Here is a 23,004-nt window from a genome sequence, read left to right as displayed (position 1 = left end):
TTTTGTCAGTTCGAAAATACCCGCCCCGACATTCAAGAGCGGGGAAGAACGCCGCGCCGGCGTCGAGTTGGCGTCATCCATGACCGACACCCACCGCACGTCGAGCGCGGAGAAGAGCGCGAGCATCATCTCGAATTCCGGAAGCTTGGTGAAACCGTCCTCGACAAAGGCGAAGGAGGGTTGCCCCGCTTCGGCTTGATTGTAGGCCATCATCAGATTGTTGGCGAGCAGCACCTGCAGGCCGGGATAGGCGGCCTCCATGTGGCTCTGCAATGTCCGTGCAAAGTTACGATCGGTAGTAACAATCAATACGCTCAAGGAAGACAATGGCTTACCCACTTGTTTGTCCCGGAGAGCCGGGAAGTTCCTATTGGACTGCACGGTACCTGTTGTGCGGTACTCATACAGCCAGCTCCGTCTTATTCATCGGCTGCGTCCATTGCGTGCCGGACGCTGGTGTGGCGGCGGACCGCGCTCGCATGACACAGGCGCCAAACGCGCGAATCATCGGGACACCCAATACATTTTCCAGGGCCGCAACGCCCAACGTGTGATTCTGCGCACCGGACCCCGCCTGTTCAGCACAGCCCGGCCACTCGTTCTCACCGCCCGCAGGACCTGCCCCACCGTCGCAAGACGCAAGAAACACTGGAGATTCCCCTCTCGTTCTGGCCTGCGACGACGTGATCATCAAAAACTCCCTGCAACACAGCTCGGTAGAGATGCGCCTATACTTCGGAATATGTTTCTCTCAGCAGGGGTTAATTTGCGCCTTACGCGCCCGAAATGAATGAAGATATGTGCCGAAGGTGGGTCTGACACGACCTTTGGGCTGCCCCGCCATAGAGACACCTGAGATACTCTCTATAGTCAGATCGTCGGCGCCTGTGGGTGAACCTGTCAGTCAGGGTTCCGCTTTCGCGCTTCTCCAGAATGGCGGAAATCAAATGTTAAGCCCCTGCGGCTAAGACTTCTCTCATCGAACTGAAATCTATCGCCGAAAACGGGGGTGCGAATCGCGAAAATGTCCACCGAAACGCAAAAGCATAACCTGGATTTGCCAAATGCCTTCGCGGATCTAGACCCATTGATCGCCTTTTTCAACGCATCACGTGACAAGGCTGTCGAGGTTGATTGTAGCAAAGTTGCGGTGATGCCGTCGCGCTGTCTGCAGCTGCTGCTCGGAGCCGAGCAGCAATGGCGCTCCGAGGGCCTGGGTTTCTCGGTCACCAACATCACCGAGGGGTGCAGAAAATCCCTCACCCTTCTGGGCCTGGAACCCAACCGATTTGAAGACGAGGAAACAGCATGAAAACCAAAGTTCTGGCAATCGACGACTCTCGCACCATCCGGAATTTGCTTGCAGCGACCCTGGAAGAAGCGGGTTTCGAGTATCACTGCGCAGTGGATGGCCGCGAAGGCGTGGACATGTATGACAACGTCGCTCCTGACGTTGTGATCACCGATATCAACATGCCCAACCTCGACGGCTTCGGCGTGATCGAAGAGCTGCGTGGCGATCAGATCAATTCCAAGGTTCCGATTCTGGTTCTCACCACCGAAAGCGCGCCGGAAATGAAGGCACGGGCCCGTGACGCGGGCGCCACGGGGTGGATCACAAAACCCTTCGACGACCAATCTCTGATTTTTGCTCTGAAACGTGTCACAGGAGCGGTTGCGTAACATGTCAGGGTCGATTCAAGATACATTCTTTGAGGAGTGCGAAGAGCTCCTTGAGGCAATGGATGAGGGTCTGACCGCCATCGAAGGAGGCGATCACGACCCCGAGGTGGTCAATGCCGTTTTCCGTGCCGTGCACTCCATCAAGGGGGGGGCCGGGGCATTTGGACTGGATGAACTGGTGGCGTTTGCACACAAGTTCGAAACGGTATTTGACGAGGTGCGTTCCAACAAGCTTCAGCTGGATACCAAACTCATCCAGCTCCTGCTCCGCTGCAGCGATCACCTGTCTGATCTGGTCAGCGTGGCACGCGATGGTGGCACCACTGACGAAGAGCACAATGATGTGCTGATCGCGGGCCTGGAAGAGTACCTCGATGAGGAGGAAGAGGATCTCACCTTTGAGCCAATGGGACTTGGCGGCCCTGCCGTCCCGCTTCCACTGGCTGCGGAGGAGGAGAAGACCTACGAAATTCGGTTCCACCCGCTGAAAGAGATGTTCGGCACCGGAAACGAGCCATTCTTCCTGTTCCAGGCACTGTCCGAACTGGGGCCGCTGAAGGTGGAACTCGACGATACGGAGCTGCCCGGTTTTGATGCCATGGCGATGGACGAAAGCTACCTCGCCTGGAACCTGACCCTGACCACATCGGAACCCAAATCGGCCATCGAGGCGGTGTTTGAGTTCGTAGAAGGCCTGTGTGAACTCTCTATCTCTTCCGACAAGGAAGCTGAGGAGGACGCCGCTGCCCTGGCTGCACTGAATGCTGCATTTGGCGTACCTGGGGATAGTGCCGAGCCCGAGACGCCAGCCCCTTTTGAAGCGCCGGCACCCGCAGAGGCTACTCCAATGGCAACACCGGAAGCGACAGACAAGGTCGAGACAGCGAAGCCTGAGAGCAGCAAGACGGAACAGCGCGGACCCAAGCCGACCCTGCGTGTGGACCTGGAGCGGGTGGACCGGCTGATCAACGCGGTTGGCGAATTGATTATCAACCATTCCATGTTGGCGCAGCAAATCGCCAATCTGGATGTTGCTGATCTGCGGGATGTGGAAACCGAACTCGAGGGTTTCAAGAACCTCGCTCGGGACATCCAGGAAGGGGTGATGTCGATCCGGGCTCAACCTGTCAAACCACTGTTCCAGCGCATGGCCCGCATCGTGCGAGAGGCATCTTCAGCCACGGAAAAGACAGCCAAGCTCATCACCGAAGGTGAGAATACCGAAGTCGACAAGACGGTGATCGAACGCCTCTCGGATCCGCTGACCCATATTCTACGCAATGCAGTAGATCACGGCATCGAGAAACCAGAGGACCGCGAGGCCGCTGGCAAGAGCCGCGCGGGTGCCATCCGCCTGTCCGCGTCGCACCGGTCCGGCAGTGTCTGTATCGAAATCAAGGACGACGGAGCCGGTGTGAACCGCCCTCGTGTGAAGCAGATCGCTATCGATAAGGGATTGATCCCGGAAAACGCCGATCTGACGGATGCTGAGATCGATAACCTCTTGTTCCTGCCTGGATTTTCGACGGCGAAAGAGGTGTCCAACCTCTCGGGTCGCGGTGTCGGCATGGATGTTGTGAAGAATGCGGTTACTGCGCTTGGCGGGCGGATCAATATCTCCTCTACGCCGGGCAAGGGATCCACATTCACGATCATCCTGCCACTGACACTGGCGGTGATGGACGGCATGGTTGTTTCCGTTGCCGACCAGACCATGGTGGTGCCGATCACATCCATCATCGAAACCATGCGTGGTAGCGACGATATGATCAACAGCCTCGGCGCAGACGGAACGCTTCTGTCCATCCGCGGCAACTTCGTGCCCATCTGTGACGTGGCCGGCGCTCTCGGGCTTCGCAAACCCGAAGGTGACAAACCACCGGGCGTCTATCTTCTGGTTGAGACGGAAACGGGCCAACGAAGCGCGCTCGCCGTCGACGATATTCACGATCAAAGGCAGGTCGTGATCAAGAGCCTCGATGGGGTCTGCGGGAACATTCCCGGCGTCGCTGCGGCAACGATCCTTGGTGACGGCAAGATCGCAATGATCTTGGACTCGGAGAGCATAATCGCGGCCTCACCCACATCAGCCACCTTTGATTCAGATCGGAGAATGAGCAATGCAATCGCAAGCTGAAGTTAAAATTGGCGACCAGGAGGTCAAACATGCTCAGCAGAGCGAGTTTGTCAGCTTCACCGTCGCAGGTCAGGCGTTCTGCCTGAAGATCACCCAAATCCGGGAGATCCGTCGCTGGGCACCGGTTACCATCCTGCCGCACGCGCCCATGGATGTTCTCGGGGTCATGAACCTGCGGGGCGCCGTGATCCCGATCTACGACCTGTCGGCACGGTTCGGTTTGCAACAGACCGAAGCAAGCGAGCGCAATGTCGTCATCGTGGTTGCGGTCCATGGCAAGCCTGTTGGTCTCCTGGCGGAATCCGTGTCCGAGATCATCTCGATCAATCCGGAAGAGATCCAGGACACGCCTCCTGTCGATAGCCGTTACACCATGGAGTATATTCAGGGTATCATCTCTCACGACGACACCATGGTGCGCATCATCAACCTCGACGCAGTCATTTCTGCACCGGAGCAAGGCCTCTCGTGAGTATCGCTGGTCCCATCGAACCCCTAGATAGCGGCATTGTCCTGTCAGATCAGGACTTTGAGGCCATTGCACAATTTGCTTACAAGCATTTTGGCCTGGCCATGTCGCCCAGCAAGAAGCCCCTGGTCTCTTCTCGCTTGTCGCGCAAGTTGAGAAAACAGAACATCCGCGCGTTCAAGGACTACTTGAAGCGGCTGGAGGGGCCCAATGCCGAGCAGGAACGCAGTGAGTTGCTGTCGTTGCTTACGACCAATGTCACGCAGTTCTTCCGCGAACCACACCACTTCGAAACGCTGCGCAAGGATGTTCTGCCGCCGCTGATCGAACGTGCGAAGAAAGGCGGTCGCGTTCGGATCTGGTCTGCGGGATGTTCGATCGGACAGGAACCTTACACGATTGCTTCCGTCTTGCACGGGATGTGCCCCGATGCGGATCGTTACGACATCAAGATCCTGGGCACCGATATTGACCCAGTGGTCGTACGCACCGCCGAAGTGGGCCAGTATCCGCTGGAGGATTTCGAAGGCATTCCAAAGGAATACAAGATGCAACTGGAGGCGGGTGACAAGGCCAATACCGGTCGTGTGCCGCAGCATCTACGCAAAAAAGTGACGTTTGGGGTGCTGAACCTGATCCAACCCTTCCCGTTCAAGGGCAAGTTCGATGCAATCTTCTGCCGCAACGTCGCGATCTACTTCGACAACCCGACACAGCAGAAGGTTTGGCAAGCCTTCCAGAAATCGCTGACTCCGGGCGGGTATCTCTTCATCGGTCACTCCGAGCGCATGTCAGGGCCCGCTGCGCAACATCTGAAAACCGTCGGCATTACTACTTATGTCAACACGCCTGGCTAAAAACGCACTCACGGTTAGCCACGACGAGAACACGAGGAATAAACAATGAGCTTGAAAGACTCCCTGCGCGTGATGGTCGTCGACGATATGTCGACCAGCCGAGGAATTCTAACCCAGTGTCTCGATGAACTTGGTGTCAAGAACTACCTTGTCGAAAACAATGGACAATCAGCGTTCCAAAAACTGGCAACAAATCCGGTTCACTTGGTGCTGTCCGACTACAACATGCCGGGAATGGACGGGTTGGGTTTGCTCCAAGCCGTTCGTGGCAACGCTGCGACACAACGGATCGGCTTCATCCTTGTAACCGGCAAACCCACTCCCGAGATGATCGAGGTCGGCAAAAAACTTGGCTTGAACAACATCATCCGCAAACCGTTCACAGTGGCGTCGATGCGACAGGCCATCGAGCAGGTCGTGGGACGTTTGTAATATGGCTGATCAATCTTCTAAACCGCTCGATACGGTATATGCGAATTCGGCGCGAGAAATGCGCCAGCTGCAAAGCCAGATTCAGCAGCTGGAAGATACTGTATTAACCATAGTGGAACGCCGTACTCCTCCCACAAGTGCAGAAATTCGCGAGCTTCAGGATTTTGACCTGATATCGCAAACGCTTGGTGGACTGTCCGTTTTCTTTGACAAGCTTCGTGAACAAGTCGGCACCGAAGACTGCACCAATATCGATCAGGCGACCGAAAGTGTCACGCTTCAAAAGCTACGGGACAGGCTGCGCGAAAAGCAGGAGCTTTTTGAGATCTGAGGCTGCGACAGCGCATTGCTCTTGGCGTTGCCCAAGAGTTCGAACGCTGAAAACACCAAAAAGGATCGGAGTGGCAGATTTTTCTGCCGCTCCGATCCGCAAATCAGTACCTCGCTCGCGCGGCGCCTAAGCGGCCGACACAGCGAAGTCGGACAACGACGCGTAGAGCTCCGCGGCAATTGCCGGCGATTTGACTTGATACTGCTCAGTCACCGAGACAGGCCACGAACGCCGCGCCGGTCTGCTTGAGAAGATCCGCGTAAAAGGTCTTTCCCGTTTCGATATCCATTCCCAATGGATCGATGACATAGGAGGACACATCGGTTCCTTCGGTCACGGTCCGTACAAGCCCAGGATTGAACTGAGGCTCTGAGAAGACACAGGTCACCCCGGCCTCATCGACAGCGTTGCGGATTTCAGCGATACGCGAGACGCTGGGATCAGACGCATCACCGAGTGAAATCGCGCCCAGGGACTTCAGCCCAAATCCTTGCTCGAAGTACTGAAATGCATCATGAAAGACGACAAACTGACCGTCCTGACCGGCCAATTGTCCATTCAGATCTGCGACAATCTGATCGATCTCTGCCTGCCCCTCGATTGCATTCGCCTCGTAAATGGACGCATTCTCGGGATCAACCTGTGAGAGTTCCTCTGCGATCAGCGCCAGCCAGTGCTTGCCATTTTCAGGTGACAGCCAGGCATGGGGATCGACCCCGTCATGTGCATGGTCATGATGCGAATGATCATGTTCGGCATGCGCATCATGGTCGTGATCCCCATGATCATCATGGTCGTGCCCGTGGTCACCGTGATCGTGGTCATCGTGATCACCATGTGCATGCTCGCCATGATCGTGCCCATCGTGACCGGCCTCGTGATCATGGTCGTGATTCTCTTCGTCGTGTTCATGCGCCCCTTCCGTCACCGCGTGAGCGAACACCGCCCCCTGCCGAAAGTCGAGACGCATGGTGCCCGGGGCGTTCAGGAGAGAGACCACATTGACGCCATCGGTCAATTGGGTGATCGGCTCCTCCAACCAGGGCGCAAGCGCCTCACCAACCCAGAACACCGCGTCCGCGTTCGACAAATCTCGCGCATTTGACGGGCGCAGGCTGTAGCCATGGGGCGATGCGCCCGGGGGCACAAGAACCGCAGGCTCCCCCACTCCGGCCATCACTCGGGCGACAAGACCCTGGATCGGAGCGATATCGGTCACCACCTTCGGCGCGTCGGCTGCGACCGGAAATGCCAATATGGAAAGTGCCACAGCGGATGTCAGAGATTTGGGCAGCATAGCGGCTCCTAAGCGACTGTTATATCATAACCAACACACGGCTTGATAAACGTCATGTTGTAACATATCAATCCCAAATCCGCAGCAACGTAACGGAGGCTCCATGGACAGCGTTGGCTTTGTTTCGCACGACCATTCCCGCTGCATCACGGGCGGCCTTTCCGCAGTCGAAACCTACTGCCGGGAAAAACGGCTGCAATTCACGCCTGTGCGCCGCCGCACCCTGGAGATCCTCCTGCAACAGCACCGCGCCCTCGGCGCTTATGAAATTCTAGAATATTTGCGCGACGAGGGACTGGGATCTCAGCCCCCGGTGGCCTATCGCGCTCTGGAGTTCCTGGTCAAACATGGGTTTGTGCACAAGATTGAACGCCTGAACGCGTTCATTGCCTGTATGCACCCCGGCGAGACCCATACCCCGGTGTTCATGATTTGCCGCAAATGCGACAGCGTCGCCGAGGCGCAGCGGCAACCGATGCAAGGGCAATTGGGGGATGCTGCCCGTGCAGCCGGTTTCTTGATAGAACGCACTGTGGTGGAGGCCGAAGGCCTTTGCCCGCGCTGCCAGGACTGAGTAAATGCGTCTCGTCACGATTACGAATGCGACAATCCGGCACAGCGGAGCACCGGTACTGCGCAACATCAATTTTCATATCGACAGGGGCGAAATTGTCACCGTTCTGGGGCCGAACGGGTCAGGGAAATCAACCCTGCTCCGCACGATTATCGGCGCGCTGGGGCTGAGCGACGGTGCCATTGAAAAAGCACCGGATCTGCTCATCGGCTATGTGCCGCAAAAACTGCATATCGACCCGACCCTGCCGTTGACGGTACGCCGGTTTCTCAGCCTTCCACGGCGCGTCGATGACGCCGAAGCCCACAGCGCACTTGCCGAAGCGGGAGTGCCGGGGCTTTATGATCGCCAGATGACCGGATTGTCCGGCGGCCAGACCCAGCGCGTTCTCCTGGCGCGCGCCCTCTTGTCCCGTCCGGATTTGTTGATCCTGGACGAAGCAACACAAGGGCTGGATCAACAAGGGTCGGCCAGTTTCTACCAGAAAATCGAAGAGGTTCGCACCGAACTCGGATGTGCGATCCTGATGGTCAGCCATGAATTGCATGTGGTCATGGCGGCGTCGGATCGTGTCATTTGTCTGAATGGACACGTATGTTGCGAAGGCGCGCCCGCCCAAGTGGCAAGCGCACCGGAGTATCGCGCCCTCTTTGGAACCGATACCCAAGGTACCCTGGCGCTTTATCGTCACGATCACGATCATAGCCACGATTGCGTCCAGGACCACAGCTCCGATGGACAGAGTTCTGCATGAGTTTTCTCGATGACTTTATCATCCGTGCCGCCTTGGCCGGCATTGGTGTCGCGCTTGCGGCCGCCCCGCTTGGCTGCTTCGTCGTTTGGCGCAAGATGGCCTATTTTGGAGATGCAACCGCCCACGCGTCGATACTTGGTGTGGCATTGGCGTTGGCATTTGATGTGTCCATCTTTGGCGGCGTGATGGCGACAGCGCTGCTGATGGCGGGCAGCATCACACTGCTCAGCGGGCGCGGCTATGCGATGGACACACTGCTCGGTGTCATGGCACATAGCGCACTCGCGCTCGGTCTGGTTGCGGTGTCATTTCTGCACGGGGTGCGCGTTGATCTCATGGCCTATCTGTTCGGCGATATTCTGGCGGTGTCGCGGATCGATATTGCCGTCGTCTGGCTGGGGGCCTGTCTCGTTCTGGTGCTCCTTTGGTGGCGTTGGTCGTCCCTTTTGACCGCCACGCTGAACCCCGAGCTGGCCCGCGCGTCCGGCATTTTGCCACAGCGGGAACAGCTCATATTGACCTTGTCTCTTGCCGTTGTCGTTGCAGTGGCCATCAAGGTCGTGGGGGTTCTGCTGATCGCCGCCATGCTTCTGATCCCAGCTGCGACATCACGCCCCTTTGCAAACACGCCGGAGCGTATGGCCCTGCTCGCAACCCTGATCGGCGTGATGTCGGTGTTGGGGGGGCTTTACCTGTCTTTCGGCCTGGATACACCAACCGGCCCAACCATCGTCAGCTGTGGAACCGGCTTGTTCGTTGGTGTCAGCGTGCTGCGGCTTCTGCGGTTCTGGCCACGACGCTGAACATGGTGTTGCGGCGCGATGCCCCCAGGCTGTCCAAGCCCTAGGTTTCCTGCTCAGCGCTGTCAGTTTGCGCGGGCACATCTGGCGTGACCGTCCATTTGCGCAGCGTGTCAAGCAAAGCCTGCTTGCGAATGGGCTTGCTCAGAAAGTCATCCATTCCGACAGCACGACAGGCCGCTTCGTGGCTTTGCAGCGCATTGGCAGTCAGCGCGATAATCGGCACGCGGCGCAGGGACGCCTCCTGCTCGATCGCACGGATTTCCTCGGTCGCCTCCAGACCATCCTTTATCGGCATCATCATATCCATCAGCACGAGATCTGGCTGCGCGTCGCGGTACATGGTGACCGCCTCCAACCCATTGGTGGCGATTCTGACGTCCACGTCCACATTCTTCAGCATCCGCGTGACGACCACCTGGTTGGTGCGGTTATCCTCGGCCATCAAAACCCGAATGGGGGCAGGCAACGCCGGAGCCCCCGTAAATGTCGAGGCGGAAGCGCTGGCAGTGGGTTCAGTTTCCCCAAGCGCGCGGCTCACGACCTTTCGCAACTGATCGGCGCGGACAGGTTTCAGAACCTGCTGACAGTTCCCTATCTCCGCCAGCATCTGCGGCGACAGCGCCGGATCGACAGAGGAGAGCATGATGATCGGCAACCGCCCGAGATTTGGCACGGAGCGAATACGCCGCGCCAGTTCGTACCCGTCGCAATCCGGCATGTTGAAATCGAGGAAGATGAGATCGCAGAGATCAGAGACGTCCCGCATTTCATCCAAGCGCAGCATGGTTTCGACAGCTGAATCCGCTTCACTGACCCGTACCCCCCAAGCCCGCAACCGCTCACCAAGAATTCGGCGATTCAGTTCCAGATCGTCGACCACCAGCGCATGCAAGCCGGATACCGGTTGATCCGGCTGAAACGTGATCGGCGCACGATCACTGGTCGGCAACGTCAGGTCGATACTAAAGACGGATCCTTTGCCTTCGGTCGAGGTGACGTGAATGCGGCCCTTCATCAGTTGCAACAAGCGCGTCGAAATCGCCAGCCCGAGGCCGGTGCCCTCGAAGCTTCGGGTCGCCGCCCCATCCGCCTGCTCAAACGCGTGGAAAATGCGATCCAGCTTGTCCGCGGGGATGCCAATGCCCGTGTCGCTCACGGCCATCCGCAACTGCGTCAGCTCCCCAAGGGTCGCCCCTGTGACATCAATGTGCACGGAGCCCTGGGAGGTGAACTTGACCGCGTTGCCGACAACATTTGTCACGATCTGCCGGATACGCCCGGCATCCCCCTCATAGTATTCCGGAAGGTCCGGATCATAGCGCAACGTCAGCTGCACCCACTTCTCCGCAGCCTTCGGGGCGAGGAGCGTCACCACATCCTCAAGGACCGTTCGCAGATTGAACGTTGCCTGGTTCAGTTCCAGTTTACCCGCCTCAATTTTAGAAAAATTGAGGATATCGTTTATGATCGTCAGCAACGCATTGCCCGATTTCACGATCGTCTCGGTATACATCTCCTGATCGGGCGTCAGGTCCGTTTCCTGCAACACCTCGGCCATGCCAATCACACCATTCATCGGTGTGCGGATTTCATGGCTCATGTTGGCAAGGAATTCCGATTTGGCGCGGCTGGCAATCTCGGCCTGTTCCCTGGCCCGTTCAAGCGCAAGTTCCCGCTCGTCGCGCTCTGCAAAACTGTCCTCGAGCACGCCAACTGAAACGTTCAGCGCCTGAAACTCACGACTGGCGTACCACGGCAACTGAAAATGCCCGGTCTTGGCCCCGGCAACAGCATTCGACATCCGGGCGTGCACAACCTGCAACGGGTTCAATGCGAGCCTGTAGACAAGATAAAGCATCAGCAACGACATCGACACAACAGCCAGGATCGTCCAGGTGATGGTCTGCCGGACCTTGTCCAGAACCAGTGCCTGCCCCTCTTCGGTCGACCACTTCACCACCATCCTGCCAAAGACGAACCCCTCAAACGCCACCGGCCTGTCGTACATGACATAGTCGTCCGCAAGCTGCGACGCGGTATTCGACGCCTCGGCGATGATCTCGCCTTCGCTGTTTTCAATGTGGATCGACAGAATTTTCGGATAGCGGGTTATCGCCTCAACCAGCCCCGTTTCCAGAACCGGGACATCTTCGACGATGATCGCCTCCAGCATCAAGCCGCTCAACAGCGAGACCGTCAGATTGGCCTGTTCGCCCAACTGATCGCTGACACGCTGCACTTCGTAGCGCCGCGCAACACCGCCAACGGTCACGACAACCAGCAAGGCCGCGAGCGACATCGACACGATGATCTGGGACAGAATGCCCCGGCGCTGAAGCAGGCTACGAAGCGGCGTTTTCAAAAGTCTCGGCTCCGCTGCATTGCACGGCGCACGAAGTCGTAATCCGCGTCGCTCCCGGCCAGGAACCCGTTCTTCGACACGCGCTTCACCATTTCTTCGTTCTGAGCAGAAAGCATGACTTGGCGCATCGCGTCCAGGATATGGCTTTCCAGTCCGGAGCGCGCCAACCAGGGCTTGGTCACGTTGTCAAAGGAGACCAGGGCCCTGATCGGGACACCTTTTGCGACCAGTTCCTTGAACGTGCTTTCCTTGAGTGCGCCTGCGCTGAACTTGCCGGCACCGACAGCTTCGCCGACCAGATCATGTCGCCCGAGATAGGCATACCCGTGCAGATCCTGCGACGAAATCCCCACATCCAGCAGATGCGCCTGCGCCAGATACCGCCCGATCGTGGACAGTTCATCACCAAAGGCAAAGGACAGCCCCGCGAGATCAGACAGCCCGGAAATCGTACTATCGCGATGAACCGCGATGACGCCCTTGAACCGTTTTTCCCCCTGCTTGGACTCCATTGCCACGATCGAAATCCCCGGGTTGCGCTCCATCGCATGGACATAGGACGCGGGCCCAAAGCGCGCAAAGTCAACGCGCCCTTCCGCCAGATCCACAATGCTTGTTTCGTAGTCCTTGGAGATACGCAGCCGGATCGTGACGTCTTCGTTCAGGATGACTTCCATCCGGTTTTCCAGAAACGTCAGAAATGGTCGGTACTTCCGCACCGTCGCAGACGGCTTGTCCGCGGCATAGGTGCCAAACACCAGCTCAATCTCTGCGCGTAGGGGCGAGGCCGCGGAGATCCCCACCATCGACAGGACCGCAGTCACCAGCATCAGTTTCACAAGACCGTAACGCATCGGGGTCTTGCGCAGGGTAGCTGTACCAAATGAGTTCATCAGTGCCATCGAACTCTCCTTAGCAGACGATGCAGAATCGCTGTCCGACCGGGGCGCGCCCGTCCCTGGCCATGCCTCAATCCAAGATAGGATCAAAACACATTGAAAACTAACCGAGATTCACTCGAAAAGCACATATTAACCATCTGGAAAGGATTATGACGTTTCTTTGACGCATTCTGCGTCTGCCGCCAGGTTCCCTTTCCGTTCAGAAGGACGACTCGTGATTACACCAAACTTGCTGCCATGTATCGCCCGGTCAGTTAAAATTTGTTTTTGTTTATTTGTAAATGCGACCATTCTTATCGCCACCCCCACGATGGGACACGCAATTCCATCCCCGGAACTGGTGCTTGGATCGGTCTCTTCGCTATCTCAAATTCTCGCGGTGGTTGCAGCCACCCTGTCCGGTTTTGGTGCGGTGATCGCCGCCCGCCTCGGGATCAGGACACAGGCCTCTTCGCGCCGCTATCCCGTGCGCCTGATCACCGGCCTTGTACTGCTTGCCGTCCTCCTCGCATTTGCAAATCACTGGCAATGGCAGACCCACCGGAGCGCCGAGTTGCAACGGCTGCAAGCCACACTGACCCGTCCCGCACAGTTTGACGGGACCACCATCAAGGATGCGGCGCTGAAAGAAACCAGTTACGACAGCCAAGAAACCCACCCACAGGGGATCACGACGGCCGAAGCTGCCAACCTCCTGTCTGCCGGACAGGTCAATTTCTTCGACATTCGTGAAACCGCCGAAAACGCCATGGGGACCCTGCCCGGCTCCACCCACATCCGGTTTCCCGACTTCCTCCGATCGCCGCCCGTCTCGGCGGGTGAAACGGTGGTGCTGTTCTGCCATAACGGGAACCGCAGTTCCGAAACCTGCGCCGCGCTCGCAAAACTCGGTATCGATTGCCGCTTTATCGCCGGCGGTATCGAAAAGTGGATTGTGGAATCCAGACCGTTTTCCGACAGCCGCGTGCAAGAGCTGTCAGACCTGCGCGCCATCCCCACGTATCCAAACAAATCGCGCCTGATCGGTACCGAAGAGTTCAGCCAACTTGTGGCGTCGAGCGAGGTACAGATCGTGGATACGCGCTATCCCGGTGATTTTGCCGCCGGGCACCTGCCCGGGGCGATCAACATTCCTGTGCGCGCGCTGACCACCACGCAGCTCCAAGAGTCGATCTCCTCCCTGCGCATGGTCCCCACGGTCGCTGCGTGCTATGATCGCCGTAGCTGTTTCATGAGCCAGGTGCTCGGACTGGAGCTGACTGAGGCGGGAATCCCCTTCGAAGGGCGCTACACCCTGCCGTGGGAGTATTTCATCCCTCCTGCCCCCAAACCTCATGTTGTCGATTGGCTGGCCAGCCAGGAAACCGGCCTGTGGGACACATCCGGTGACCTCCTGAGCCGCGTCTTGCTCTGGGCGCATGAACACTCTCACCTGATACTCGGGCTTCTGGCTCTGGCGGTAACCTCGCGATTGCTGGTGCTGCCGCTGGCGCTGAAATCAGAACGCGATCAAATCACGCTTCGTGCGCACAAAGTCGAACTGGACCGTCTAAAGGCGGATCTTGCCGACGACCCGATCCGAAAATCCAGGGCAATCCGGGAGGTTCATAATCGACTTGGATTGACGCCTATGCGCAACTTGGCGGCGCTCCTCTTCCTCCCTGTGATGATGCTGGGGCTACAGGCGGTAGAGCTGGCTTCCGCGGAGGTTGGCGAAGCGTTCCTGTGGGTTTCGAACCTGGGAGCGCCCGACCCATATTATCTTGCGCCGGGCCTCACCTGTGCGCTTGCCGCTGTCTATCTGCTGGTTTCGGTCGCCAAATCCGCGCGGGCGGCGGTGCTTTGGTGTGGACTGGGGCTGCCGCTCCTGTTTGCCCTCGTCATGAACCTTTCGGCGGCGGGAAATTTCTACCTTTTCATGAGCCTGACGGGTTTGCTGATCCAATACGCGTATGTCTCAGGGAGCGTGTCGCGGCTTTCCCGCGCCTTGCCATCCTTACAGCGATTGCCAAAAGGAACGGTCCCGATAAAGGAAACCCGCCAATTGGCTCATGCGGGCAACAAGGCGCTACGGCTTTCACAATTGGCCAATGCCGGCTTTCCGGTACCGCCCGCGGTGGTGCTCACCGAAAGGTTCCTAACCCGGTTCCAGGCGGCCACTACCACGGACCGCACACGCATGGCGCATAAAATCTGGCGGATCATGGGGCCCACACCCTGCGCTGTGCGCTCCTCTGCCAGCCAGGAAGATGGCGCTGACCACAGTTTCGCCGGCGTGTTTGAATCCGTCCTGGATGTGCGGGGCGACCAAATGTGCTCTGCCATCGAAACCGTGCACGCCTCCTTTTCCGACGAGCGTGCCCGAAGCTACCAGATCAAAGATGCGGGACACGGAAATATTCTGGTGCAACACATGATCGATGCGACGTTTGCAGGTGTCCTGTTCACACAGGATCCACAAGCACCGGGTATGATGCTGCTGGAGTGGGTCGAGGGCTGTGGCGATGACCTCGTCTCTGGCAGAAAGACACCGGGCACCCTTCGGGCCGGGCGCTATAGCAAGTCCCCTGCCCCAGATCAGGACCTCCCCCCGTTTGCCCCGGAGGTGCTGATCGAGTTGGGCCTGGCGATCGAAAATCTGTTTGGAACACCGCAGGATATCGAGTGGGCCTGGGTGGACGGAGAGTTCTGGATTCTGCAATCGCGGGATGTGACCACCGTGGCCGTGGGCAGCAGCACCGAGCAGGCGACGGCCTCGGAATGGCGATCCTTTTTCAACCGGTTCAAAGATCGCGACCCGGACGAAAACCTGATCGAGCAGGATGAAATGAGCGAAGTGCTGCCACGCCCCAGCCCATTGTCATTTGCACTCATGGCGCAGCTCTGGTCACCCGGGGGCAGCCTCGATCTGGCCTGCCGCGCGTTGGGCCTGCCTTACGCACTGCCAGAGGGTCAAGACGCCCATTTGGTCCGCCTCTTCGGCAAAACCTACGTTGATACACACCTCAAGCAGCACCTGGCACTGGATTTGTCAGGGCGACGCGCGGTGGCGCTGCGCAAGCAGTTGGCTCCGGTCCGTGAGGGGTTCGAACGGGAGGTACTGCCCAAGCTCAGGGACCGCGTCGACGACTGGCGTGCCATTCGGTTTGAAGCCCTGCCAAGGGCAAAGTTGCTCAAGGCGATCACAGACTTGCAGCGCTACTTCGTGACCGAAATCTATGTTGAGGCCGAGAAAATCAACATTCTCGCGGCCTTGGCGATGCAGGACGCGAGCCAGGCGGCGCAAGGCGACCCAGCCCTGCGAAGCTATCTGATGCAGGCAGACCTGGAATACTCTCCTGCCAGCCTCCTGGCACAATGCGATGGACCGGAACAGGAAGCCCGGGAAAAAGCGCTTGCCTTGATGGGGCACCGGGCGATGTTCGATTATGAGCTTTCCACCCCCCGGTATCACGAAGCGCCGAGCTTGTTGTACACATTGCTCGAACCATCTGTCGCCCCCCTGCCCCCAACGCATGCGCCGTCCGGTCTACCAGCCGATCTCCAACGGCAGATCGAACTCGCCATCGCCTTTCAGGACTTGAAGGAGCGTGCCAAGCACGAGGCCTTACGGGTGCTGTCGGAACTTCGGCGGGCGCTTTTGACGCTTGCAGAGCAGAGCGGGCTTGGTGCGCTTGTATTCCACCTGACCCTGCCAGAGCTTGTGCATGCCGACTGGGACGAAATCGACGCCTTGCGCGCCTTGGCCCAAGCCCGCTCGGAGCACGACAAACTGTGTCAGGACAACGCGCCAACGCAGGCACAGCTGACCCTGAAGGACTGTGAGCAGCTCTCGGCTGGCACGCTGGCCCTGCCGGATCCGGACAAGCTCGGCGGAACCTGCGTCGCTGGATCAGGTGATGTGACCGGGCGCGTGTTTCGCGTTCACGACGAGATGGCGCATGGCTCCGAAGCCTTTGAAGGGTTCATGCCCGGAGACATTATCGTCTGCCACATGGTCAACCCTGCATGGTTGCCCCAGGTACAGAAGGCCGGTGCCGTCGTGAGCGTGGTTGGTGGCTGGCTGAGCCATATGGCGATCGTCGCGCGCGAGAAAAAGATCCTCATGGTGGTTGGCGCGAAAGGGACCGACAGCCTCATCCAGGGTCAGAAGATCACCGTGCACGATAGCGGCGACATCGAAGCGGCTGATGCCTATGATGCCTTGAGTGCGTGAGCGAGGAACAGCTGAGGGATGGGGGGCGCCCCCCCCTCAGCCGGCGCTTAAATTGAGTCCCGCCATGAAAATAGGCCACCCAATCGGGTGGCCTATTCAGTGTTTCACGAGGCGTCAGCTTCGTTTGGGCCAGGCATTCGGATCCAGATCAAGATCCGAGAACTCTTCGATATGCAGCACCGGTCGCGCCACCCCGGCCCGCAGCTGTTTGCGGAAATCTTGCAGGATACGCAGGGCGATCGGAAACAGCATCATCAGTGCGAGCAAATTGACCAGCGCCAGCACACCCATCATCGGGTCGGAGAAGAAGAACACCGAGGTCGCATTCGGCGCTACCGCGCCCACAAAGACGATGCCGACCACAACAATCTTCAGCACAAATGTCGCAGCGGGTGTCTTGGTCAGAACCGTGATCGCATTCTCACCGAGGTAATAGTTGTAGATCACTGACGAGAAGGCAAACAGCAGGATGGCTGCAGTCATGAAATACTGCGTCCAGGCACCAAGATGCGAAGCCATTGCATTCTGGGTCAGTTCGACACCGTCAATTTCGCTCGCGCCCGGGACGTAGACATCGCTGAGCAAAATCACAAACGCAGTACAGCTACAGATCACGATGGTATCGATGAACACAGAGAAAGCTTGGGTAATGCCCTGGCTGATCGGGTGATTGACCTCTGCGGTTGCGGCCACGTTGGGTGCAGACCCCAAACCCGCCTCGTTCGAAAAGAGGCCCCGGCGCAAACCTTGGGCGATTGCAGCCCCCATGCCACCGCTGACCGCTTCTTCGAAGCCAAACGCATTGGCAACAATGGTGCCCAGAACGGCCGGAACATCGCCCAGGTTCATCACGATGACCGCCAATGCCATCAGGATGTAGCCAAGCGCCATGATCGGCACCACGACTTCGGAGGCCTTGGCGATACGCCGGATGCCGCCAAACACGATGAAGCCGGTGACCAAGGCCAGAAACAGGCCGGTCCACAGCCGGTCAATGCCCAGCGAGGCTTCGGCCGCGCCAGCAACCGTATTCCCCTGGAACGCATTGAAGCCCAACGCAAACGCAGCAATCAGGCAAATGGCGTACAATACGGCCAGCCAGCGATAGTTCTGGCCCAACCCGTGAAGGATGGCCCGCGCCGGACCGCCACGGTATTGCCCTGTCAGAGGGTCCGCCCGTTTGAACAGCTGCGCCAGAGAGCATTCCACAAGGCTAGTTGCCATTCCGACAATCGCGATCGCCCACATCCAGAACACCGCCCCGGGGCCACCGAGCGTGATTGCCACGGCCACGCCCGCGATATTGCCGCCGCCGACACGCCCACCGACTGAGACGAGCAGCGCTTCGCGGGCTGAGATCCGCCCGGAATCCGTTCCGCCCCGGGTCAGAACCCGGAACATCCGCCCAAAAAACCGAAATTGGACGAACCCGGTCGCCACGGTGATAAAGGTACCGAAAATTACCAGGATCGGAACAAGGGACCACCCCCAAGTCAGGTCTCCGATGACCCCGAAAACCTGTTCAAGCGCTTGCATCGCGTCTCTCTCCATTCACGATTAAAACCGCGAGCGGCATACGTGGGTCACTGCCGGGATGCAACGGCACAATTGACGTGCCGGCAGCAGAGCCGCACGATCAGGTCGCCCATTCTCCGCAGAGGTTTTCCTGAAGGATCGCGCGTCGTGCCTGCGGATCGTCGGTGACCGCAAGCGCGTGAAGCAGTTTCGCGTAGGCGGCTTCCACGGTCATGTCCCGCCCGTCGATGGCACCGGTATCCTCTAGCATCGACCCCGCCGCATAGGTACCAAGTGAAATACCGCCTTCGGCGCATTGGCTGACAGCGAGGACAGGGACACCCTGTGCCTGCGCCCGCTGCATTGCGGACCGCAGTCCAAGCCCCTCGGGGACAGTGCCGGACCCATAACACCGCAGGACGATACCCTGCGCCCGCTCCGCAGCCAGCGACACGAGATCCGCATTCATCCCCGGCGCGACAGCGGCGATGATGGCCGACACCTCACCGTGATACTGCGCGGAGAGCCGCGGGGACTGGCGATGCGGCGGTCGATCCGTTGGCGAGGCTTTGAAGGCGTCGAAATCAGTCGAGTGGGACTTGCGCACCCGCGCGCCATGCAAAAGCCCCCCCGCAAATTGTACAAAAACCCCAGGCGGCGCAGTCTCGACCGCGGCAAAGGCGTCTTTCAGGTTCCGGCACCCGTCACTTCCATCTTCGGTCAAAGCCAGCATGGCACCGGTCAGGACCACCGGTTTGGACAGCCCCTGCAGCCCGAAACTCAGCGCCGCTGCGGTAAATGCAAGAGTATCGGTGCCATGGGTGACAACAAACCCGTCGTAAACATCGTGATGTGCCACGATTTGCGACATGATCCAGTCCCAATCGGCGGGCGTGGCATTGGCGCTGTCGATCAAGGGGTCTGCGGTAACCACCCAAAAATCAGTCCGTATGTCGCCGGAGGCACGCATGCGCTTCAGTTCCGTCTCAACAACACCGTTTTGGGGGGCATACCCGGCTTCGGTGGCGATCATGCCGATCGTTCCCCCGGTGTGGATCACGCAAATCACCATGCTACACTCCTTCTGGCGACTACAGCCGCAAGTCTGTTTCGTCCGCAGTCAACAGGTATTTCAAGTCGTAGAGAACCGCACCCGGTTTCCCGAGCGCCCGGATCTCCGCGCCGCCCATCTGTCGAAATTCCTCATGAGCAACTGCGAGGACAACCCCGTCATATGTGTCGCGTGGCAGCGCCGACAGAAGTTCGAGGCCATACTCATCGCGCGCTTCAGCCGGATCCACATGCGGATCGAACACGTCCACCGCAACGCCGAACTCCTGCAACCCGGAAATCACATCGACGACGCGGGTATTGCGCAGATCCGGGCAGTTTTCCTTGAACGCCAAGCCCATGACCAGCACCCGCGCATCCACCACATGCACGCGTCGCTGCAACATCGCCTTGATCATCTGCTGGGCAACATAGGCGCCCATGCCATCGTTCAGCCGCCGCCCCGACAGCAGAATTTCCGGGTGATACCCCACCTCCTGCGCCTTGTGGGTCAGATAGTATGGATCAACGCCGATACAGTGCCCGCCAACAAGCCCCGGCCGGAAATTGAGAAAGTTCCACTTGGTCGCCGCCGCGCGCAACACCGCTTCGGTATCGATCTCCATCCGGTTGAAGATCATCGCCAGCTCGTTGATCAAGGCAATGTTGATGTCGCGCTGGCTGTTTTCAATCACCTTGGCTGCCTCTGCGACACGGATGCTCTCCGCACGATGGGTTCCGGCCGTGATAATGCTGGCGTAAAGCGCATCAACTTTCTCCGCGGTCGCCGCAGAGGATCCGGAAGTGACTTTGACAATATCCGGCAAACGCCGGGTCTTATCTCCCGGGTTGATGCGTTCGGGGCTATAGCCCACGCCGAAGTCTCGATTGAATGTCAGGCCAGACATCTCTTCCAGTATCGGCACGCAGTCTTCCTCAGTTGCGCCGGGATACACCGTCGATTCAAAAATGACCGTATCTCCGGGCTTCAACGCCCGTCCGACGGTTCTGCTCGCCGCGAGGAGCGGTCCAAGGTCGGGGCGACGCGTGGTATCGATCGGCGTTGGCACCGTCACGATAAACACCTTGGCGTCAGCAATATCCGCTTCCGATGCACTCAGCGTAAGATGGCGCGCCTGCGTCAAGGCGCTCTGGTCGAGTTCGCAGGTGCGATCAACGCCCCGGCGCAGTTCCTCGATCCGCCCTTCGTCGATGTCAAATCCGACAACCGGACGACTGCGACCAAATTCGACAGCCAGAGGCAGCCCGACATAGCCCAAGCCGATTACACAAATCTTCTCACCAGGCGGGGAACTGTCGGTCATTGCAGGCGCTCCTGAGGGTATCGGGCCCTGATGGCCCGAAGTCACTCCTCATAAAACGCTGCGCGACCGTGTTTCAACTGGCTGGTTTCGATTTGTGGCCCCCTGCCCTATTCGGCTGCGGCAGACACCGCTGTGGCAAACTCGGAAATCCGGTCCACGGCCTGGGTCAACGTGGCATCATCTATGGTGAGCGCCAAGCGAACCCAATCTTGCATGTGTTCGCCAAAGGAGGATCCCGGCATCACCGCCACCCCGGCCTGTTCCAGAAGTGCCCAGGCAAAGCGATCACAATCCATACCCAAGGGGCGTACATTCACCAAGGCAAACATGCCCGCTTCCGGCCGGTGCACACGCAGGCGGGTTTCGGTTTCAAGGCGGTCAGCCAGGTAGGTCGCACGTCTGGCGAACCGTTGACGCATTCCCTCAGCGACCGGCGAACCGTCCCGAACCGCCTGCTCTGTCATATCCGCGATAAAGGGTTGATTGCCGAAGAGCATGGTTTCGGACACGGGGAGCAGCGCGGTCATGAAGGGCTTTGGTCCGATCGCCCAGCCGCTGCGCAACCCGGGAGCAGCATGTGACTTGGAAATCGACGACACCGCAATCACCCGATCAGCGACTTCGGGCAACGAAAGGGGGGACAGAAAGGAACTGCCCTCAAAGACCAGATCCTCGTAGACTTCGTCGGAGATCAGCCAGAGATCGTGCGCCCGTGCCAAATCAGCCAATGCTTCCAAGTCCTCGCGGCGCAGGATCGCGCCGGTCGGATTATGCGGGGTATTGAGCAGGATGGCACGGGTCCTGTCGGTAATTCGGCTTGCGACATCGTCCGCCTGCATCCGGAAACCATGCTCCGGGCGCAAGGGAACGGATACCATCTCGGCGCCGGTTGCTCTGATCACACCCTCATAGGTGGCATAAAGCGGATCCCCCACAAGAACCTCGTCTCCGGCTTCTGCAACGCCCTGAAAAACCGCATAAAGCGCGGTTTGCGTCCCGGGGAAGCACAACACGTGATCCCGGTCAAAAAGCCGTCCGCGGCGGGCCGAGTAGACCTCGGCGAGGGCATCGCGCAACCCGTTTTCACCGCGTCCATTGGAGTACTGAGTACGGCCAGCCCGCAAGGCGCTGATCGCCGCATCCGCGAGCACATCCGGCAACGGCACATCCGGTTCACCGATCGTCATTTCGATGATCTGCTCGCCGCGTTCAGCACGCTCTCGCGCTGCGAGGTGCAAATCCCATTTGGCCCCGCCGAGGCCAGCCAAACGCTGCGTGATCGATGTTGTTCTCATCCGCCCATTCCCTACTGCAAACACAGACATGGCCCAGTGTCGCCTGGTTTCCGCACCTTCTTGTTATACAAGTGTGCGACAAAAGGGAAGCGCACTCACACATCGATCACGACGGCTGAAATCGTATCGTCGACTTCGCGACAGGCGGCGACCACCTTGGTTTGCAAATGTGACATGACGTAGGACGCGTGGAACCGGCTCGGGGCGCGGAGGATCAAGCGGTCCCCTGCCCTGCCCTCACGCTGCAGTTTTTGCAGCCACGAGGCATAAGTCGCCGGGTCATCGCGATGCAGGATCGCTTGCGCCAATGACCATTCACAGCCATCCTCTGTGTTCGGTGCTGCAACGACGCTGCTCGTCTTCAGAGGAATGACATTGGGGTCAACGTCTCCGCCCTGCCCCTTCATACGATGCGCATAATCGGGGCCTACGGCCTGCCATCGAGGTTCCGAATCGCCAAGGATGCGATCAAAGTCCAGAGCATATTCCGAGACACGGCCCCGGGCCCCTTGCCGGGTTACCACGATCCACCCCATTGACCTTAGCTTGGCGAGGTCCCGTTTGACTGTACGTTCATCAACATTCCATAGTCTGGCAATCTCTCGCTGACCAACGGCGAGTTGGTCTCGTTGCCAGTTGTAGCGGGCAGTCACCAAAGTGAGAAACCGAAGAACCAGTACCTGTCGGGCCTTGCTCTGTGACAAGGCATAGGCGCCCATCGCAGTAAGGATGTCATACTTGATCGCGGATGCTCCACGACCCGAAGGTTGCCTGACCAGCATTGGCTGCTCTCACTGTCCGGCGTTCTCATTTCAGAGAACGGTGTGTTTGCCTGTATCCCGAGCTTTGCGTCCGGGCTGCGAGTTGAGGCCTGTACCGCAACTCAGCGTTATTTGTTGATGGGTACAGATTTGCGTCCAGTTCGACGATTCTGTCAAGCCTGTCTCGAAGTGGTGAGCTGAGCACATACCATTTTCGAAAAGAAAATTAGGTATCAATGGT

19 protein-coding genes and 1 pseudogene are annotated in these 23,004 nt (G+C 58.6%); 11 read left to right on the top strand and 9 right to left on the bottom strand.

Annotated features, from left to right (window positions below):
* Positions 1-261: pseudogene (locus MHM88_RS16390) on the bottom strand (chemotaxis protein CheB); the annotation flags it as partial.
* Between the two features lie 763 nt (positions 262-1,024).
* On the opposite strand from MHM88_RS16390, the gene MHM88_RS16385 reads away from it, so the two are divergent.
* Genes MHM88_RS16385 through MHM88_RS16355 form a run of 7 tightly spaced genes read left to right on the top strand, consistent with a single transcriptional unit; the run spans position 1,025 to position 5,909 of the window.
* Entirely contained in the window at positions 1,025-1,312 is a 288-nt protein-coding gene (locus tag MHM88_RS16385; protein ID WP_239324347.1) for an STAS domain-containing protein, read from the top strand.
* Positions 1,309-1,683, top strand: a complete 375-nt coding sequence (locus MHM88_RS16380) for a response regulator (RefSeq protein WP_239324344.1) — start codon at positions 1,309-1,311, stop codon at positions 1,681-1,683. The genes MHM88_RS16385 and MHM88_RS16380 overlap by 4 nt, the downstream gene beginning before the upstream one ends.
* Position 1,684: 1 nt before the next feature.
* On the top strand, positions 1,685-3,820 hold the full coding sequence (locus MHM88_RS16375) for a chemotaxis protein CheA (protein ID WP_239367555.1): 2,136 nt from the start codon (positions 1,685-1,687) through the stop codon (positions 3,818-3,820).
* Positions 3,804-4,292, top strand: coding sequence for a chemotaxis protein CheW (locus MHM88_RS16370; protein ID WP_005612856.1), 489 nt, complete (start codon positions 3,804-3,806; stop codon positions 4,290-4,292). Before MHM88_RS16375 ends, MHM88_RS16370 begins: the two co-directional genes overlap by 17 nt.
* The gene (locus MHM88_RS16365) at positions 4,289-5,146 is read left to right on the top strand and encodes a protein-glutamate O-methyltransferase (RefSeq protein ID WP_239367553.1); all 858 of its coding nucleotides are present in this window, start codon (positions 4,289-4,291) and stop codon (positions 5,144-5,146) included. The genes MHM88_RS16370 and MHM88_RS16365 overlap by 4 nt, the downstream gene beginning before the upstream one ends.
* Before the next feature lie 45 nt (positions 5,147-5,191).
* Positions 5,192-5,578: a response regulator gene (locus tag MHM88_RS16360; RefSeq protein ID WP_239324335.1), complete on the top strand. Its 387-nt coding sequence runs from the start codon at positions 5,192-5,194 to the stop codon at positions 5,576-5,578.
* Between the two features lies 1 nt (position 5,579).
* On the top strand, positions 5,580-5,909 hold the full coding sequence (locus MHM88_RS16355; RefSeq protein WP_239367551.1) for a hypothetical protein: 330 nt from the start codon (positions 5,580-5,582) through the stop codon (positions 5,907-5,909).
* A 205-nt stretch (positions 5,910-6,114) separates the two neighbouring features.
* On the opposite strand, the gene MHM88_RS16350 is transcribed toward MHM88_RS16355, so the two are convergent.
* Positions 6,115-7,206, bottom strand: coding sequence for a zinc ABC transporter substrate-binding protein (locus tag MHM88_RS16350; protein WP_239367549.1), 1,092 nt, complete (start codon positions 7,204-7,206; stop codon positions 6,115-6,117).
* Between the two features lie 103 nt (positions 7,207-7,309).
* Between MHM88_RS16350 and MHM88_RS16345 the strand changes: the two genes are divergently transcribed.
* Genes MHM88_RS16345 through MHM88_RS16335 form a run of 3 tightly spaced genes read left to right on the top strand, consistent with a single transcriptional unit; the run spans position 7,310 to position 9,337 of the window.
* Positions 7,310-7,780: a transcriptional repressor gene (locus tag MHM88_RS16345; protein WP_239324325.1), complete on the top strand. Its 471-nt coding sequence runs from the start codon at positions 7,310-7,312 to the stop codon at positions 7,778-7,780.
* A gap of 4 nt (positions 7,781-7,784) precedes the next feature.
* Positions 7,785-8,534, top strand: coding sequence for a metal ABC transporter ATP-binding protein (locus tag MHM88_RS16340; RefSeq protein WP_239367547.1), 750 nt, complete (start codon positions 7,785-7,787; stop codon positions 8,532-8,534).
* Positions 8,531-9,337, top strand: a complete 807-nt coding sequence (locus tag MHM88_RS16335) for a metal ABC transporter permease (RefSeq protein ID WP_239367545.1) — start codon at positions 8,531-8,533, stop codon at positions 9,335-9,337. Before MHM88_RS16340 ends, MHM88_RS16335 begins: the two co-directional genes overlap by 4 nt.
* A gap of 40 nt (positions 9,338-9,377) precedes the next feature.
* On the opposite strand, the gene MHM88_RS16330 is transcribed toward MHM88_RS16335, so the two are convergent.
* Complete coding sequence (locus MHM88_RS16330; protein WP_239367543.1) at positions 9,378-11,699, bottom strand: response regulator; 2,322 nt, start codon at positions 11,697-11,699, stop codon at positions 9,378-9,380.
* Entirely contained in the window at positions 11,696-12,529 is an 834-nt protein-coding gene (locus MHM88_RS16325) for a PhnD/SsuA/transferrin family substrate-binding protein (RefSeq protein ID WP_370687504.1), read from the bottom strand. The genes MHM88_RS16330 and MHM88_RS16325 overlap by 4 nt, the downstream gene beginning before the upstream one ends.
* A gap of 382 nt (positions 12,530-12,911) precedes the next feature.
* Between MHM88_RS16325 and MHM88_RS16320 the strand changes: the two genes are divergently transcribed.
* Positions 12,912-16,817: a PEP/pyruvate-binding domain-containing protein gene (locus tag MHM88_RS16320; protein ID WP_239367541.1), complete on the top strand. Its 3,906-nt coding sequence runs from the start codon at positions 12,912-12,914 to the stop codon at positions 16,815-16,817.
* Positions 16,818-16,931: 114 nt separating this feature from the next.
* Here the strand turns inward: MHM88_RS16320 and MHM88_RS16315 are convergent, their stop codons facing one another.
* The 5 genes from MHM88_RS16315 to MHM88_RS16295 all read right to left on the bottom strand — a co-directional run bounded on the left by MHM88_RS16315 (position 16,932) and on the right by MHM88_RS16295 (position 22,784).
* Positions 16,932-18,353, bottom strand: a complete 1,422-nt coding sequence (locus MHM88_RS16315; protein ID WP_239367539.1) for a sodium:alanine symporter family protein — start codon at positions 18,351-18,353, stop codon at positions 16,932-16,934.
* Positions 18,354-18,453: 100 nt separating this feature from the next.
* A complete protein-coding gene (locus MHM88_RS16310; RefSeq protein WP_239367537.1) occupies positions 18,454-19,404 on the bottom strand; it encodes an asparaginase in 951 nt (316 codons plus the stop codon).
* A gap of 19 nt (positions 19,405-19,423) precedes the next feature.
* Positions 19,424-20,707: a Vi polysaccharide biosynthesis UDP-N-acetylglucosamine C-6 dehydrogenase TviB gene (tviB, locus tag MHM88_RS16305; protein WP_239367535.1), complete on the bottom strand. Its 1,284-nt coding sequence runs from the start codon at positions 20,705-20,707 to the stop codon at positions 19,424-19,426.
* Positions 20,708-20,814: 107 nt separating this feature from the next.
* Positions 20,815-22,002: a pyridoxal phosphate-dependent aminotransferase gene (locus MHM88_RS16300; RefSeq protein ID WP_239367533.1), complete on the bottom strand. Its 1,188-nt coding sequence runs from the start codon at positions 22,000-22,002 to the stop codon at positions 20,815-20,817.
* Between the two features lie 95 nt (positions 22,003-22,097).
* A complete protein-coding gene (locus tag MHM88_RS16295; protein WP_239367531.1) occupies positions 22,098-22,784 on the bottom strand; it encodes a hypothetical protein in 687 nt (228 codons plus the stop codon).
* Between the last annotated feature and the right edge of the window lie 220 nt (positions 22,785-23,004).

This window comes from Epibacterium sp. MM17-32, assembly GCF_022348205.1.
Classification (GTDB): domain Bacteria; phylum Pseudomonadota; class Alphaproteobacteria; order Rhodobacterales; family Rhodobacteraceae; genus Epibacterium.
Note: the sequence above shows the minus strand (reverse complement) of the source record. Positions and strands in the feature narration are given on the sequence as shown.